Origin of the sequence: Nonomuraea sp. NPDC050202 (genome assembly GCF_040656115.1) — a bacterium.
Lineage (GTDB): Bacteria > Actinomycetota > Actinomycetes > Streptosporangiales > Streptosporangiaceae > Nonomuraea.
Genome location: NZ_JBFALF010000002.1, coordinates 807436 through 824478 on the forward strand (window position 1 = coordinate 807436; position 17043 = coordinate 824478).

Below are 17043 nucleotides of genomic sequence, written 5' to 3' on the forward strand. Positions count from 1 at the left end.
TCAGGACGGCGATGCCCGGCTGACCGCGTTCGCTCCTCCGCTCGGGAAGGCCAGGCCGGGCGGAAAGTTTCAGAGAGGGCCTTACCTCTGAAGAAGATTTGAGCAGAAAGCGCAAAAGTCTGGACCAACGGGGGCCCGGAGGTGACGATTCGATCATCGGCGGTGATCGTGTCATGGAGCCAGGGAAAGGCTGGCCGCGCCGTCAAGATCGTCTCCTCGAGCAGCGAGACCCCACCGGGCTCTCGCGCCTGTCGACGGCTGGCTGAGCACCGCACAGCTCGCTCAGCCGGTCTCCCCGTAACCCCCGGAGGAGCTCAATGGATCAGCCGAGTGAGTTAGACCTGCCTGACTCCCGATGGAACGGCCTGCAACCAACCCCCCAGGAACCGGATCGCCCCGACTCGTCGTGGAATCGTTTCGCGACGCGGGAAGCCAAGCCCGAATCGCGCTGGCCCCGCAGGCTGGCCCCTGTTCTCTCGATCGTCCTGATGGTGGAGATGGCGTACGCCATGCCCGCCTACGCGGCCCCGCGCTCGGCGCCGGCCGTGCAGAAGGAGACGCCGGTGACGGGCGGGAAGGTGCCCGTCAAGCCGCCGCTGGCGGATCCCGTCGCCAAGCAGGCCTGGAAGGCGGCGCCCGCCGTCACCTGGCCCAAGCCGCAGAAGGCGGAGCTGGGCGGCTCGGTCAGCACCCTGAAGGCCGGCTTCCCGGTGAAGCTGGCGCCGGGGACGGCCAAGGCGGCGCAGGCGACGGCCCCGATCAGCGTCGAGCTGCTCGACACCGACCGTCTCGGCCTGGCGATGCGCGTCACGCCGGGGCAGGGGGTGGCGGCGACGGCCGCGGCCAAGCCGGTCAAGACCCGCCTGGAGGTGGACTACTCCGGCTTCCGGTACGCCTACGGCGGCGACTACGGCTCCCGGCTGCGCCTGGTGAAGCTGGAGGAGTGCGCGCTGACCGGCGCGGCCGGCTGCGCCGCGCCGCAGCCGGTGCAGAGCGACAACAACGCCACGAGCGGCACGGTGACCGCCGAGGTCGAGACGGGCGGCCTGTACGCGCTGACCGCGGCGGCGTCCGGCCCGTCGGGCGACCACGCGGCCACCTCCCTGGCGGCCTCGTCGGACTGGAGCGTCGGCACCCAGTCGGGCGACTTCACCTGGAGCTATGACCTGCGTACGCCTCCGTCGCTGGGCGGCGAGGAGCCGGGCGTGTCGCTGGGCTACTCCTCGCAGAGCGTGGACGGGCGCACCGCCTCCACCAACAACCAGGCGTCCTGGGCCGGTGAGGGCTTCGAGCTGAACCCGGGCGGCTACATCGAGCGCCGCTACAAGTCCTGCATGATCGACGGCAAGAAGACCGGCGACCTGTGCTGGGACCAGGACAACGCCATCATGTCCATGGGCGACTCGTCGGTCGAGCTGGTCAAGGACGCCACCACGAAGCAGTGGCGGCCCAAGCGCGACGACGGCACCCGGATCGAGGCGCTGACCGGTGCCACGAACGGTGACAACAACGGCGAGCACTGGCGGGTCACCACACCGGACGGCACCCAGTACACCTTCGGCCTCAACCGCCTGCCCGGCTGGGTGAGCGGCAAGGCCGAGACCAAGTCGGTGCAGACGGTGCCGGTGTTCGGCAACAACAGCGGTGAGCCCTGCTACAGCAGCACCCCGGCCAACGCCTGGTGCCAGCAGGCCTACCGGTGGAACCTCGACTCCGAGGTGGACACCCACGGCAACGCCACCACCTACTGGTACGCCCAGGAGACCAACCACTACGGCCGCAACATGAAGCCGGAGCTGGGCACCCCGTACGTGCGCGGCGCTTACCTCACCCGCATCGACTACGGCTACCTGAAGAACGAGCTGTTCACCAGGACGCCGGCCGCCCGGGTGCTGTTCGAGACCGCCGAGCGCTGCCTGCCCAGCGGCACCGTCACCTGCGCGCCCGCCGAGCTGAAGAAGGAGACCGCGAGCCACTGGCCGGACGTCCCGTTCGACCAGATCTGCGACGCGGGAGTGAAGTGCGTCGACCGCCTGGCGCCGACGTTCTTCACGCGCAAGCGGCTGACCAAGGTCACCACGCAGGTGCTCAACGCGGCCGGTCAGTACTACCCGGTGGACTCGTGGGCGCTGGCGCACCAGTTCCCCGCCTCGGGTGACGGCATGAGCCCGGCGCTGTGGCTGGCCTCGATCCAGCAGACCGGCCACGTGGGCGGCACGATCACGCTGCCCCCGGTGAAGTTCACCGGCGTGCAGCTGCCCAACCGGGTGGACGCCCTGGAGGGCCGCGCCCCGCTGGTCAAGTGGCGGGTGCAGGCCATCAACAACGAGTCCGGCGGCGAGCTGCGGATCAACTACTCGGCGGCCGACTGCAAGCCGGGCGACGTACCGGCGGCGGACAAGAACACCAGACGCTGCTTCCCGCAGCGCTGGGCCCCGCCGAACGAGGCCGAGGTCACCGACTGGTTCCACAAGTACCTGGTCACCCAGACCGTCGAGGTCGACCGGGTCGCCGGTTCCCCGAACGTGGTCACCGACTACGAGTACCTGGACGGCGCCGCCTGGCGTTACGCCGAGAACGTCCTGGTCAAGCCCGAGCACCGTACGTGGTCGGACTTCCGCGGGTTCGGCAGGGTACGGGTGCGCGAGGGCGACGGCCAGGACACCAAGCGCACGCTGACGGAGTTCCGCTACTTCCGCGGCATGCACGGCGACAAGCAGGCCGACGGCTCCAAGCGCGTCGCGCAGGTGGAGGACTCCGAGGGCGTCAAGCTGGACGACCTGGACCAGCTCGCCGGGTTCGAGCGGGAGGAGATCCTCTTCGACGGCGACGGCGGAACGCTCCTGACCGCGACCGCGCAGCAGCCGTGGTCGGTCAAGACGGCCGAGTCCACGCAGGGCGGCGTCACCAAGGCCGCGTACGTGGTCCAGCCCAAGTCCATGGTCACCCGCGCCGCGATGCCCGGCGGCAAGTGGCGGCGCACCGGCGAGGACCGCGAGTACGACGCCAAGGGCCTGCTCCTGCAGGTGGACGAGAAGGGCGACCTGGCCAGCACCGACGACGACGAGTGCACCCGCTACACCTACGCCCGCAACGACACGTCCTGGATGCTCGACTACCCCAGCCGTGTCCAGAAGGTCGCGGCCGGCTGCGGCACCGCGGTCTCCACGCTGGCCGCCGGTGAGGTGCTCTCCGACGAGAAGGTCCAGTACGACGGCCAGGCGAACGGCCAGCCCCCGACCAAGGGCGACGTGACCGCGGTCCAGGAGGTCGTCTCGGCCGACGGCCAGACGATCACCGGCAGCACCCACACCTACGACGTCTACGGCCGGGAGACCAGCGAGACCGACCCGGTCGGCACCAAGTCCGTGACCGCCTACAGCCCCGCCGCCGGGGCCCCGGCGAGGGAGACCACGGAGACGAACCAGCTCGGCCACCTGGAGCGCACCCAGCTCGAACCGGCCTGGGGCGAGCCCGTCTCCGAGATCGACGCCAACAACCGCCGCGTCGACCTGGAGTACGACGCGCTGGGCCGCCTGATCAAGGTCTGGCAGCCCGACCGCAGCAAGGCGGCAGGACAGTCGCCCAGCACCGAGTACTCCTACACGGTGCGTTCCGACGGGCCCAGCGTCGTCACCACCAGGACGCTGCGCGCCGACGGCGGCTACACCGTCAGCCACGAGCTGTACGACGGCCTGATGCGCGAGCGCCAGACCCAGGAGCCCGCGCCCACCGACGACCAGACGCAGGACCCGGCGCTGCGCGACGGCCGCACGATCACCGACACCTTCTACAACTCCCAGGGCGAGGAGTACAAGCAGAACACCGGCTACTTCGCCACGGGCACGCCGTCCACCGCGCTGCTGGCGGTGGCCGACGCCGCCGTGCCGAGCCAGGTCGTGTCGCTGTTCGACGGCACGGGCGAGAAGAACGCCGAGGTCTTCAAGGCGAAGGGCGCGGAGAAGTACCGCGTCACCGCCAAGGACGAGGGTGACCGGATCCACATCACCCCGCCGCCGGGCGGCACGGCGACGACCCGCATCGGCGACGCCGAGGACCGCCTGATCGAGCTGCGCCAGTACAAGGGCGCGACCCCGACCGGCGAGTACGAGTCCACCAAGTACACCTACGACCACGCGGGACGCCTGTCCACGGTGACCGACCCGGCGGGCAACGTCTGGCGCCACCACTACGACTTCCGCGGCCGGGAGATCAAGACCGAGGACCCGGACAAGGGCGTCACGACCACCACGTACAACGACGCCGACGAGATCGTCACCACGACCGACTCGCGCGGCAAGACCCTGTGGTACGGCTACGACGCGCTGGGCCGCAAGACGCAGCTGCGCGAGGGCTCGGCGAGCGGCACGCTGCTGGCCGAGTGGAAGTACGACGCCCTGGCCAAGGGCCACCTGAACGCCAGCATCCGGTACGTGGACGGGCAGGCGTACAAGGCCGAGATCGACGCGATCGACGCCGACTACCGCACCCTCCGCCAGACCGTGACCGTCCCGGCACGGGAGGGCAAGCTGGCGGGCTCCTACCAGCTCAACACCCGCTACACGCTCGACGACCAGGTCCAGTCGGTCAGCTTCCCGGCAGGCGGCGGGCTGGCCGAGGAGCAGGTCGTCTACACCTACGACGCGCTCGGCCAGCCGGTCAAGGTCACCGGCCTGTCGGCGTACGTGAACGCGGCCCGCTACTCCAAGCTCGGCGAGACCCTGCAGTACGAGCTCGGCGACGGCGACAAGAAGACCTGGCTCACCTACACCCACGACGAGGGCACCCGCAGGCTGACCGGCATGCGGCTGGACCGGTCGGGCGCCGCCTCCAGCGACCTGGACCTCGCCTACACCTACGACGCGGCCGGCAACGTCACCAAGATCGCGGACAAGGCGAACCAGGACACGCAGTGCTTCACCCATGACCACCTGCGCCGGTTGACCTCGGCGTGGACGGCCACGGACGACTGCGCCAGCGGTACCCCGCAGTCCGCCACGATCGGCGGCGTGGCCCCGTACGCGGTCAGCTACGCCTACGACGTCACCGGCAACCGGACCAAGGAGACCAAGCACGCCTTCGGCAGCGGGGGCGAGAGCGTACGCACCTTCAGCTACCCCACGGCGGGCGGCAAGCAGCCGCACGCGCTGCAGGCTGTCGGACAGGACCTGTTCGAGTACGACGCGGCGGGCAACACGACCAGGCGCAAGGTCGGCAACTCCGACCAGAGCCTGGTGTGGGACGCCGAGGGCAACCTGGAGTCGGTGACCGAGGCGGGCAAGACGACCTCGTTCGTCTACGACGCGGACGGCGACCGCCTGCTCCGCAAGACGCCCACCGACGCCACGCTCTACATCGACGACATGGAGCTGCGTCTCGACTACGCCAAGGACGCCGTCGAGCAGACCCGCTACTACACCATCGGCGGCGAGGCCATCGCGGTGCGCACGCCGGACAACCAGGTCTACTTCATGGCCAACGACCACCAGGGCACCGCGCAGGCCATGGTGAACGCCGGCAACGGTGAGCTGGCCGTGCGCAGGCAGACCCCGTTCGGCGAGGATCGCGGGACGGCGCCACCCTGGTGGCCGGGGCAGCGCGGGTTCGTCGGCGGCACCAAGGACGCGACCACCGGCCTCGTCCACCTCGGCGCCCGCGAGTACGACCCGGCCAACGGCCGCTTCCTCTCGGTGGACCCGATCATCGACGAGGAGGATCCGCAGCAGCTCAACGCCTACGCCTACGCCAACAACAGCCCCGTCACCATGAGCGACCCCGACGGTCAGCTGTTCTGGTTCGCCGTCGGCATCGCGGCGAGGATCGCGGCGCGTGCCATCGCCAGGCGGCTGGCCCAGGCCGCTGCCAGGCGGGCGGCGGCCGCGGCGGCCAGGCGTGCGGCGCTCGCCGCTGCCAGGCGCAGGGCCGCCGAGGCGGCCAGGAGGCGCGCTCTGGAGGCGGCCAGGCGCAGGGCCGCCGAGGCAGCCAGGAAGCGGGCAGCTGAGGCGGCGAGGAAGCGGGCCGCCGAAGCCGCCAGGAAGCGGGCGGCGCTGGCGGCCAGGAAGAAGGCCGCGCTGGCCAGGCAGCGGGCGGCAGCGGCGGCTGCCAGGCGACGGGCGGCGGCGGCGCAGCGCAGGGCCGCGGCTGCCAGGCGACGGGCCGAGGCCGCGCGCAGGGCAGTGACCAGGCGGGCGAGCAGGCCCTCCAAGGCCACGGTCAGGCACCGGCCCGCAACCCGCCCGACCAGTCGCAGGTCGGTCCAGCGGCAGTCGCCGCCCAAGGCGCAGCGCAACGCGCCGAACCCCAGCCAGAGCCAGTCGCGCGGGCTGAGCGAAGCGCAGAAACGCTCGATCGACGAGCAGCTGGGGAGAGCCCGGCCCACCGGGGCGTACACGAGGAGCAGCAGGACCGAGACGGAAGGCATCGCGTGGCAGGGCACCGGACACGGCCCGGCCTCCAAGCCGTACGCGTCGGAGGCTCCGCGTTCGCAGGGGTTCGGGTCGAAGTGGTGGACGCGCGCCTATCGCGTCTGGGAGATCTTCAGGCCGCCGGCGGTCCCGCCGAACTGATGCTCCACTGACGCGGCGCGACCGCAGTAGACCGAAGCTCCCGGCCGGACGGCGCAGCACGTCCGGCCGGGAGCTTCTCACGTCAGGCGTGGAAGTCGGCGAAGTCGAAGCCCGGCGAGACCAGGCAGCTCACCAGCACCTCCGTGTCGCCCGCCGGGCGGGCCGACTGCCACACACCGCCCGGCACGACCGCCTGCGGCACCTGGCCGTGCTCGACGCCGGGGCCGAGGACGACCGTCTCGCCCCCGATCGTCAGGTCGAGCGGCCCGCCGCGGTGCCACAGCCAGATCTCCGCCGAGGTGACCATGTGCGGCACGGACTCCTCGCCCGGGTGCAGCAGGAAGTAGATGGCGGTGGCGCTGGCCCGGGGCCCCGGATAGCCGTCCGGCGTGAACGTGACGGGCGAGCGATAGGTCTCCTTGAACCAGCCGCCCTCCGGGTGGGGGAGCAGGTCGAGGGCCTCGGCGATGGGCGGGCGTTCGACGAAGGCGACGGGGGCGCCCGTGACGTCCCTGCGCAGGAAGCGGTTGCCGTCGAGGACGAGCTGCCCGGCGAGCGGGCTGGCCAGGGCCGCCGCCTCGTCCGGGACCTCGGTGGACGGGCCGTCGGGGTAGATCCACAACTCCACATGCAGAGTTTATGAGGATATTTCGGATAAGTGCCGTCTCCGCTGATGACCTTGTCCGTTCACCTGGCGTACGATTCCTCATATTTTAATATTTTGGACCCCCGCCCCGACAGCGTCGTGCTGTGGACCAGGCTCGCCACCGAGCCGCTGGCCGACGACGGGCTCGGCGGCATGCCGCGGGCCGGCGTGCCGGTGCGGTGGGAGGTCGCAGGTGTACGCCAGCAGCTTCCACGCCGGCTTCGGCCCCGAACGGGCCGTGGACGGGGACATCGGCACGTTCTGGCACTCCGAGTAGTCGCCGCCCACCCCGCTCCCGCAGTCGATCACCCTCAACCTGGGCGAGGTCAAGCAGATCTCGAAGATCGGCTACCAGCCTCGCTTCGACGGCAACCTCAACGGCACGATCCTCGACCACAAGGTCTACGTCAGCACGGACGGCCAGACGTTCACCAAGGTCGCGGCGGGCACGTGGGCGCTGGACGCCCGGCTCAACACGGCCACGTTCGAGGTCGTGCAGGCCCGTTACGTCCGGCTGGAAGGGCACCGCGCCAGCGGCTCCTACCTGTCGGCGGCCGAGGTGAGCGCGGGCTGAACCCGGACGTCCGGGATCATCCGGACGCCGCGCGGATTGTCGGTACGCCTGGGTAATCTGCGGCAGGTGACTGAACGGTGGAGCCGCGATCAGGTGCTCGCCCTCGCCCCCGACGCCTCGTCCCAGAAGGCGGCGCAGGGGGTGGCGGCTGCCGGCAAGTGGTCGCTGCGCGGCACGACGGGCACCGTGCTGTACGGCGAGTGCAAGGGCAGCGGCGCCAAGCCCTACCTGGCGGCCGTCGACCTGAGCGAGCCCGCGTACCGGTGCAGCTGCCCGAGCAGGAAGTTCCCGTGCAAGCACGCGCTCGGGCTGCTGCTCCTGTGGTCCGCCGACGGCGTGCCCGCCCAGGAGGCGGCGCCGCAGTGGGTGACGGAGTGGCTGGACGGGCGCGCCGAGCGCGCCGCCAGGTCGGCGGCCCGGCTCGACGCCGCCCGCGCCCGCCTGGCCGCCGGCGACGACGGCCCCCAGCCGGGCCCCGACCCCTCGGCCTCCGGCTCCGGCCTCTCGGCCTCGGGCACGGACCCTTCGGCCTCCGGCTCCGACCTGTCTGCCTCGGGCATCGACCTGGGCATTCCCTTCGGTGCCGGTGCGGGCGTTGGGCAGGGCGGGCAGGGCGGGGGTGTCCCACCCGGCTCCGGGGGGCGGGTGGAGTCCGTACGTCATCAGCGGGTGGCAGCCGGGCTGGCCGAGCTGGAGAGGTGGCTGGCCGACCAGGTGCGGCAGGGGCTGGCGGGCGCACAGGAGCACGACTGGGACGGCCTGGCCAAGCGGCTCATCGACGCCCAGGCACCCGGCGTGGCCGGCGTCGTGTCCCGGCTGGCCCGGGTGCGCGCCGAGGAGGGCTGGCCGGGGCGGCTCCTGGAGGAGTACGCCCTCGTCAACCTGCTCGCCGTCGCCTACCGCCGCCGGGCCGAGCTCACGGAGCCCCTGGCCCAGACCGTGCTGATCCGCACCGGCTTCCCCGTCACGAGGGAAGAGGTCCTGGCCGGGCCGCCGGTGCGCGATCACTGGGACGTGCTGGGCAGGCGCGACGAGTCCCAGGACCGGCTGACGGCCCGCCGCGTCTGGCTCCGGGGCCGCCGCACCGGCCGGCCCGCCCTCATCCTGTCGTTCGCCCCGCAGGGCCAGCCGCTGGACGCCTCCCTGGTCACGGGCACGACCATCGACGCCGACCTCACCTACTACCCGGGCGCCGCACCCCTCCGCGCCCTCGTAGCCACCCGCCACGCCACGATCCCCCCACCCGCCGCGCCACCGCCCATCGCACCATCGCCCGCCGCGCGGTCGGCGGCCGTGCCGCCCGGGGTGCCGCCCGGGGTGCCGCCCGAGGTGCCGCCCGGGGTGTCGCCTGACGAGGCGCTCGACGAGGTGGCGTGGGTGCTGGCCGAGGATCCGTGGACCGAGTCGTGGCCGCTGGTCCTCACTGGCGTGATCCCCGGCCGCACCGCCATCGGCGGCCTCCCGCTCCACCCCCGCGCGCACGACCCCTGGCGGCTGATCGCCGTCTCCGGCGGGCGCCCGCTGACGGTGGCGGTCGAGTGGACGCCCCAGGGCCTGCGCCCCCTGACCACCTGGGACGACGACGGAACGACGGTGATCCTGTGACCGGCTGGGACGACCTGGCCTCGACGGCGCTCGTGGGCACCGACCGCAGACCGTACCCCGGCGACCTGCTCGAAGCGGCGGCCGTCGAGGTGGCGCGGCGGCGCGCGGGCCGCCGCGTGAACGAGCCCGGCGGCATGGAGCCCGCGCCCGGCGAGGAGCGCGAGGCGGTGGGCAGGCGCGCGGCCGAGCGGCTGGGCAGGCTGCTCGGCGGCGAGCACGAGAGGCTGATCCCCGAATGGCTGGCCGCGGCCGCCGCCACGGGCCGCAGGGTGCCCGCGTACGTGCTGCCCGAGCTGCTGGAACGCGGCCGCCGCGACCGTTCGATCAGGGTGCATCTCGGCGTGCTGGCCGGGCAGCGCGGCCGCTGGCTGGCCGGGCTCAACCCGGCCTGGGCGTACCTGCTGGAGGAGCCGACGGGCGAGACGTGGGAGCTGGGCGGCGCCGCCGACCGGCGCGCCCACCTGAGCACGCTCAGGGCGGCCGACCCCGGCCAGGCCAGGCGGCTGCTGGAGAGCACGTGGGAGCGCGAGACGCCCGACGACCGGGCCGGGTTCGTGGAGGTGCTGGCCGACGGGCTGAGCATGGCGGACGAGCCGTTCCTCGAGCAGGCGCTGGACGACCGCCGCAGGGAGGTGCGCCAGGCCGCCGCCAACCTGCTCACCCGCCTGCCCGGCTCGCGCCTGTCGCAGCGCATGGCCGAGCGGGTGCGCGCCTGCGTGACGATCAGCGGCGACGCGATCTCCGTCGAGGCGCCCGTGGCCTGCGACAAGGAGATGGAACGCGACGGCGTGCGCCCGAAGCCGCCCCGCGGCATCGGCGAGCGCGCCTGGTGGCTGCAGCAGATCATCTCCCGCGCCCCCCTGTCCTTCTGGGGCCGGCCGCACGCCCTGCTGGCGATGAAGATCCCCGACTGGGACGCCGAGGTGAAGGCGGCCTGGGTACGCGCCGCGGTGCTCCAGCGTGACCCCGAGTGGGCACGGGCGATGTTCGGCTGGGACCCGATCGCCGACCTGCTCGAATGCCTCCCGCCCGAGGAGCAGCAGGAGCTGGCCGCCCGGTTCGTACGCGGCCACGACCTCGACAGCCAATTGATCATGGTGCTGGGCGGCGTGTCGTCCCACTGGCGCGAGGGCCTGGCGACGGCCGTGCTCAACAAGATCGTGAAGGTGAACACCACGCAGCCGTGGAACCTCGGCGAGCTGGTCAAGCTGGCGGGCGAGCACATCGACCCGGCCCTGTTCGAGCTGGCCGAGGACTACTCGCCGGCCGAGCCCATCCAGCAGGTCGCCGCCCTGCTGCGTTTCCGTGCTGACATGTACAAGGAGCTCTCCCGATGACCGTTCTGCGCCCGCACGCGGAAGACCAGTACGCCGAGGAGCTGGCCTTCCTCGCCAAGGACGACGACCGGCTCAGGCCGCCGGGCTGGAAACTGTCGCCGTGGGCGGTGACCACGTACATCCTGGGCGACGGCGAGCGCATCAGCCCCAAGTACGTCGGCGCGCGCCGCATCGTCGAGGTGGCCGTGGCGACGCTGGCCACCGACCGCGCGCTGCTGCTGCTCGGCGTGCCCGGCACCGCGAAGACGTGGCTGTCGGAGCACCTGGCCGCCGCGATCAGCGGCGACTCGACGCTGCTCGTGCAGGGCACCGCGGGCACCGCCGAGGAGGCCATCCGGTACGGCTGGAACTACGCCCGGCTGCTGGCCGAGGGCCCGTCGATGGAGGCGCTGACCCCGTCGCCGGTCATGCGCGCGATGGCGGAGGGCCGGGTGGCCCGGGTCGAGGAGCTCACCCGCATGCCGTCCGACGTGCAGGACGCCCTGATCACCGTGCTGTCGGAGAAGACGCTGCCGGTGCCCGAGCTCAACCGCGAGGTGCAGGCGGAGCGCGGCTTCAACGTGATCGCCACGGCCAACGACCGCGACCGGGGCGTCAACGAGCTGTCCAGCGCGCTGCGCCGCCGCTTCAACACCGTCGTGCTGCCGGTCCCCGCCACCGCCGAGGAGGAGGTGGACATCGTCGCCCGCCGCGTCGCCCAGCTCGGCCGTTCCCTGGAGCTGCCGGAGACGGCGACGGGGCTGGCGGAGATCCGGCGGGTGGTGACGGTGTTCAGGGAGCTGCGCACGGGGGTCACGGAGGACGGCCGCACCAAGGTCAAGTCGCCCAGCGGCACCCTGTCCACGGCGGAGGCCATCTCGGTCCTGACCAACGGCATCGCCCTGGCCGCCCACTTCGGCGACGGGGTGCTGCGCCCGGCGGACGTGGCAGCGGGGATCGTGGGCGCGGTGGTGCAGGAGCCGGTGTCGGACCGGGTGGTGTGGCGTGAGTACCTGGAGACCGTGGTCCGCGAGCGTTCCGACTGGCGCGACTTCTACCGCGCCTGCCGCGAGGTGTCATGAACGGCGTCCCGACGGCCGGCGGAGGCCGGACAAGCGGCGTCCCGGCCACGTGCCGAGGCCGGGTGGGCGGCGTTCAGGCCCAGGAGGAGGTGCTGTGAGCGGCGTGTCGGTCCTGGGGGTGCGGCATCACGGGCCTGGTTCCGCGCGGGCCGTGCGGCGGGAGCTCGAACGGCTGCGGCCCGACGCGATCCTCATCGAGGGCCCGCCCGAGGCCGACGCCCTGGTCACGCTGGCGCCCGGCCTGGAGCCGCCGGTCGCGCTGCTCGCCCACGTGCCGGGCGAGCCGTCGCGGGCCGCTTTCTGGCCGTTCGCCGCGTTCTCGCCCGAGTGGCAGGCGATCCTGTACGGCACGTCCGCCGGCATCCCGGTGCGCTTCTGCGACCTGCCCGCGGCCCACTCCCTGGCCGGCGACCGCGAGGAGGACGCCCCGGGGGACGACGACGGAGACGACTCTCCGGACGCCGCTGGGAAGCGCGAGCGGCACCCCGGCGTGCGGATGGACCCCATCGGCGCGCTGGCCGCCGCGGCCGGGTACGACGACCCGGAACGCTGGTGGGAGGACGTCGTCGAGCACCGGGGCGGCGACACGCCGTTCGAGGTGATCGCCGAGGCCATGGCCGCCGTACGCGAGGGTCACGAGCCGGGCGGGCATGAGGCCAGGCGCGAGGCGTACATGCGCAAGACCCTCCGCGCGGCCGTCAAGCAGGGCTTCGGCCGGATCGCGGTGATCTGCGGCGCCTGGCACGTGCCCGCGCTGACCGGCCCGCTGCCGTCCGCCGCCGCGGACAACGCCGTGCTGCGCGGCCTGCCGAAGGTGAAGGCGGAGCTGACGTGGGTGCCGTGGACGTACGGGCGGCTGGCATCCTGGAGCGGCTACGGCGCGGGGATCACCTCGCCCGGCTGGTACCACCACCTGTTCGAGGCGCCCGACCGGCCCGTGGAGCGGTGGCTGGCGCAGGCGGCGGGGGTGCTGCGTGACGAGGGGCTGGCCGTGTCGTCGGCGCACGTCATCGAGGCCGTTCGCCTCGCGGGCAGCCTGGCCGCCCTGCGCGGCAGGCCGCTGGCCGGGCTCGGCGAGGTCACCGAGGCGGCCAGGGCGGTGCTGTGCGAGGGCGACGACCTGGCCGTGGAGCTGATCCAGCGGCGCATGGTCGTCGGCGACCGGCTCGGCCACGTCTCCGACGGCACGCCGATGGTGCCGTTGCAGCGGGACCTGCGCGAGCAGCAGCGGCGGCTCAAGCTCAAGCCGGAGGCGCTCGACCGGGAGATCGACCTCGACCTGCGCAAACCCCTCGACCTCGACCGCAGCAACCTGCTGCACCGGCTGGCGCTGCTCGGCGTGGGCTGGGGCACGCCGGGGCAGGCACGCGGCAAGGGCACGTTCAGGGAGACGTGGACGCTGCGGTGGCGTCCCGAGCACGACCTCGCGCTCATCGAGCACGCCGCGCTCGGCACGACCGTGGTCGCGGCGGCGGCGCAGCGGGCCGCGGACCTGGCGGGGGAGTCGTCGGCGGCGCTGGCCGACCTGACGTCGCTGGTGGAGCGGTGCCTGCTGGCGGACCTGCCGGAGGCGCTGCCGGACGTGCTGGCGGCGCTGTCGGCCAAGGCGGCGCTCGACACGGACGTCACCCACCTGATGGCGGCGCTGCCCGCGATGGTGCGCGCCCACCGGTACGGCGACGTGCGCGGCACCTCGGCGGAGGGGCTGGCGGTGATCGTGCGGTCGATGCTGGAGCGGATCTGCGTCGGGCTGCCGGTGGCGGTGACGGGGCTGGACGACGGGGCGGCCGCGGACCTGCTCAAGCACGTGGACGCGGTGCACTCGGCCGTCGCCCTCCTGTCCGACACACCTGGCAGCGCTCCGGACGGGGCATCGGACGGGGCTTCAGCCAAGGCTCCGGACGGCGCTCCGGACGGGACTCCGGACGGGGCTCCGGACGGGGCAGGGCCCCGGGGGCGCTGGCTGGGCACGTTGCGGGGCATCAGCGACCGGCAGGACCTGCACGGCCTCATCGAGGGCCGCCTGACCAGGATCCTGCTGGACTCCGGCGAGCTGGACGACGCCGGTGACCGCATGTCCAGGGCCATGTCGCGGGGCCAGGCTCCGGCGCGGGCGGCCGCGTGGGTCGAGGGCTTCCTGGCCGGGGGCGGGCTGCTGCTGGTGCACGACCCGCGCCTGCTGGCCCTGGTGGACGGCTGGCTGACCGGGCTGTCCGGCGAGCAGTTCACGGACGTGCTGCCGCTGCTGCGCCGCACGTTCGGCGCCTTCGCCGCGCCGGAGCGCAGGGCGATCGGCGAGCGGGTGCGCTCGGCCGGCCGCGACGAGGAGGAAGGGGAGCAGGACGTGGACGAGCGCCGCGCCGCGGCGGCCGTCGCCACCGTGCTCTCGATCATCGGGAAGGCGAGCGGATGAGCGTGGCCGGGCGAGACAGCGGGCGTGGAGGGGTGGCGGGGCGATGAGCGCGGCGGACGAGCGGATGCGGCGGTGGCGGCTGGTCCTCGGCGGCGGTCCGGCCGACGGCACGGGGTGCGGGCTGGAAGGCGTGGACGCGCGGATGGACGCCGCCCTGGCCGCCGTCTACGACCAGGGCGGTCAGGGCGGCGAGGACGGCGACCGCAGGCAGGGCGGCCTCGGCGCGTCGGCGCCGCGGGTGGCCAGGTGGCTGGGCGACATCCGCACGTACTTCCCGTCCACGGTCGTCCAGGTCATGCAGAAGGACGCGATCGAGAAGCTGAACCTCACCAGGCTCCTCCTGGAGCCCGAGATGCTCGAGGCGGTGGAGCCGGACGTGCACCTGGTCGGCACCCTGCTCGCGCTCAACAAGGTCATGCCCGACCAGGCCCGCGAGTCGGCCAGGGCGCTGGTGCGCAAGGTGGTGGCGGAGCTGGAGCGCAGGCTGGAGCAGAAGACCAGGGCCGCCGTGTCGGGGGCGCTGGACCGTTCGGCCAGGACGCACCGGCCCAAGCGGGTGGCCGACATCGACTGGGACCGCACGATCAGGGCGAACCTGAAGAACTACCTGCCCGACAGGAACACCGTGGTCCCGTCCCGGCTGGTGGGCTACGCGCGCAGGCAGCGTTCGGTGCAGCGGGAGGTGGTGCTGTGCATCGACCAGAGCGGTTCGATGGCCGCCTCGGTGGTGTATTCGAGCGTGTTCGGGGCGGTGCTGGCGTCGATGCGCTCGCTGAAGACGTCGCTCGTCGTGTTCGACACGGCGGTGGTGGATCTCACCGATCAGCTGCACGACCCGGTGGAGGTGCTGTTCGGCACCCAGCTCGGCGGCGGCACCGACATCAACCGCGCCGTCGCCTACGGCCAGGGGCTCATCTCCCGGCCGGGCAATTCGATCTTCATCCTGATCAGTGACCTGTACGAGGGCGGGATCAGGCAGGAGATGCTGCGCAGGGTGGCGGCGATGACGCAGGCCGGGGTGCAGGTGATCGTGCTGCTCGCGCTGTCCGACGAGGGCGCGCCGTTCTACGACCACGAGAACGCCGCCGCGCTGGCGGCGATGGGCGTGCCCGCGTTCTCGTGCACGCCCGACGCCTTCCCCGACCTGATGGCGGCGGCGATCGAGCGCCGCGACATCGCGCGCTGGGCCGAGCGGCACATCACCCCCTGACGGCAAGCCGGCGCACCTAGACGGTGGCCCATCGCGCCCTGACGGCGAGCCCGCACACCCCCACGGCGGTGACGAGCGGCATCGCGCGCCCCGGCGCGGGCGTCACGCACCGTGCGGCTGCTGCTCCGGGCGGGCGCGGCGCGGCAGCAGGTACGACAGGGCGAACGTCAGCAGCAGCAGCCCGACCTCGACCCACACCGTGACCTCCATCGAGGCCCCGAACTCCCACTGGTCGGCGAGCAGATCGAAGAAGAGCGTGCCGAGCACGGCGGTGCCGAAGGCGCCGCCGAGCTGCTGCACCCCGGTCAGCGTGCCGGAGGCCGAGCCCGTTTCGTGCGGCTCGACGCCGGCCAGCACGATGTCGAAGAACGGCGCCATGGTCAGCCCCATCCCGACGCCGACCAGGGTCAGCCCGGGAGCGAGCTGCCAGCCGCTGACGTCGACCCCGGCCACGTGGATGGTGAGGGCGAGCACGGCCGCCCCGGCCGCCATCACGACGGTGCCGATCTGCATGAGGCCGCGGCCCAGCTTCTCCTGCAGCCCGGCCATCGCCAGGGCGAAGCCGGCGACGCCGCCGATGGCCTGCGGCAGCGCGGTCAGTCCCGCCTGGAGCGGGGTGAACCCGAGCCCGGCCTGCGTGTAGAAGCTGAAGACGACGCCGAATCCGGTCATGCCGGAGAAGAAGGCCAGCCCGGAGACCAGGCCGCCGATGAAGGCCCGCTTGCGGAACAGGGAGGGCGTGACCAGCGGATCCCGGCCGGACCTGGCGCGGCGCGACTCGTAGCGGCCGAAGAGGGCGAACAGCGCGGCGGAGGCGGCCATCGACACGAACGTCCAGGCCGGCCAGCCCGCCTCGCGGCCCTGGATGAGCGGGAAGATCAGCAGGAACGCGGCGATCGAGACGAGCGCGACGCCGGGCAGGTCGAGCCGGGTGGCGTTGGAGAGGCGGAACTCGGGCAGGAAGCGCAGCGCGGCCAGCACGGCGGCCAGCCCGATGGGCAGGTTGATCAGGAAGATCATGCGCCAGCCCGTGCCGAAGAAGTCGGCGTCCACCAGCCAGCCCGCCAGCACGGGCCCGCCGACGGAGGAGATGGTCATGACCGGCCCGAACATGCCGAACGCCTTGCCCATCTCCTGCGGCGGGAACATCTCCCTGATCAGCCCCAGCCCCTGCGGCAACATCACGGCTCCGAACAGGCCCTGCACCGCCCGGCCCGCGACGAGCATCTCGGGGCTGACGGCGACGCCGCACAGCAGCGAGGCGACGGTGAAGCCGGCGGCGCCGATCACGAACATGCGCTTCTTGCCGAACAGGTCGCCGAGCCGCCCGCCGGTGATCAGGCCGACGGCCATGGCCAGGGTGTAGCTCGCGCCGAGCCACTGCACGAGGCTCTCGGAGCCGCCGAGCTCCTCCTGGATCGTGGGGGCGGCGATCGCGGTGACGAGCGCGTCCAGCAGGTCCATGACCTCGGCGGCCAGGACCACGAACAGGGCGACCCAGCGCCAGCGGTAGGGCGGGGCCTCGGTCGTCGCCCCGGAGGCGGTCACTGTCATGACAACTCCTTCAAACGGTGTTCTAGTCAACGAACGGCGTTCGTCAACGAACACCGTTTTAGTGACGAACGGCGTTC

Annotated in this window: 10 protein-coding genes; 7 read left to right on the forward strand and 3 right to left on the reverse strand. The window is 72.8% G+C overall.

Annotation, left to right across the window (positions count from 1 at the left end; translation table 11 throughout):
• Positions 1-488: 488 nt before the first annotated feature.
• The gene (locus AB0I79_RS09045; protein ID WP_357869098.1) at positions 489-6566 is read left to right on the forward strand and encodes an RHS repeat-associated core domain-containing protein; all 6078 of its coding nucleotides are present in this window, start codon (positions 489-491) and stop codon (positions 6564-6566) included.
• 82 nt (positions 6567-6648) lie between these two features.
• On the opposite strand, the gene AB0I79_RS09050 is transcribed toward AB0I79_RS09045, so the two are convergent.
• Together AB0I79_RS09050 and AB0I79_RS09055 are read right to left on the reverse strand one after the other, a co-directional pair.
• The gene (locus AB0I79_RS09050) at positions 6649-7194 is read right to left on the reverse strand and encodes a cupin domain-containing protein (RefSeq protein WP_357869100.1); all 546 of its coding nucleotides are present in this window, start codon (positions 7192-7194) and stop codon (positions 6649-6651) included.
• A 78-nt stretch (positions 7195-7272) separates the two neighbouring features.
• Positions 7273-7527: a hypothetical protein gene (locus tag AB0I79_RS09055; protein ID WP_357869704.1), complete on the reverse strand. Its 255-nt coding sequence runs from the start codon at positions 7525-7527 to the stop codon at positions 7273-7275.
• A 28-nt stretch (positions 7528-7555) separates the two neighbouring features.
• On the opposite strand from AB0I79_RS09055, the gene AB0I79_RS09060 reads away from it, so the two are divergent.
• The 6 genes from AB0I79_RS09060 (at position 7556) to AB0I79_RS09085 (ending at position 15412) form a co-directional block, all read left to right on the forward strand.
• Positions 7556-7786: a discoidin domain-containing protein gene (locus AB0I79_RS09060; protein WP_357869683.1), complete on the forward strand. Its 231-nt coding sequence runs from the start codon at positions 7556-7558 to the stop codon at positions 7784-7786.
• 66 nt (positions 7787-7852) lie between these two features.
• A complete protein-coding gene (locus AB0I79_RS09065) occupies positions 7853-9391 on the forward strand; it encodes an SWIM zinc finger family protein (RefSeq protein ID WP_357869103.1) in 1539 nt (512 codons plus the stop codon).
• Positions 9388-10728, forward strand: coding sequence for a DUF5691 domain-containing protein (locus tag AB0I79_RS09070; RefSeq protein WP_357869106.1), 1341 nt, complete (start codon positions 9388-9390; stop codon positions 10726-10728). The genes AB0I79_RS09065 and AB0I79_RS09070 overlap by 4 nt, the downstream gene beginning before the upstream one ends.
• Complete coding sequence (locus AB0I79_RS09075) at positions 10725-11789, forward strand: AAA family ATPase (protein ID WP_357869109.1); 1065 nt, start codon at positions 10725-10727, stop codon at positions 11787-11789. Before AB0I79_RS09070 ends, AB0I79_RS09075 begins: the two co-directional genes overlap by 4 nt.
• A gap of 94 nt (positions 11790-11883) precedes the next feature.
• Positions 11884-14202, forward strand: a complete 2319-nt coding sequence (locus AB0I79_RS09080; RefSeq protein WP_357869112.1) for a DUF5682 family protein — start codon at positions 11884-11886, stop codon at positions 14200-14202.
• 43 nt (positions 14203-14245) lie between these two features.
• Positions 14246-15412 carry a VWA domain-containing protein gene (locus AB0I79_RS09085; protein WP_357869115.1) on the forward strand — a complete coding sequence of 389 codons (1167 nt, stop codon included), beginning with the start codon at positions 14246-14248 and terminating at the stop codon, positions 15410-15412.
• Between the two features lie 102 nt (positions 15413-15514).
• Here the strand turns inward: AB0I79_RS09085 and AB0I79_RS09090 are convergent, their stop codons facing one another.
• Entirely contained in the window at positions 15515-16966 is a 1452-nt protein-coding gene (locus tag AB0I79_RS09090; RefSeq protein ID WP_357869117.1) for an MFS transporter, read from the reverse strand.
• Positions 16967-17043: the final 77 nt, after the last annotated feature.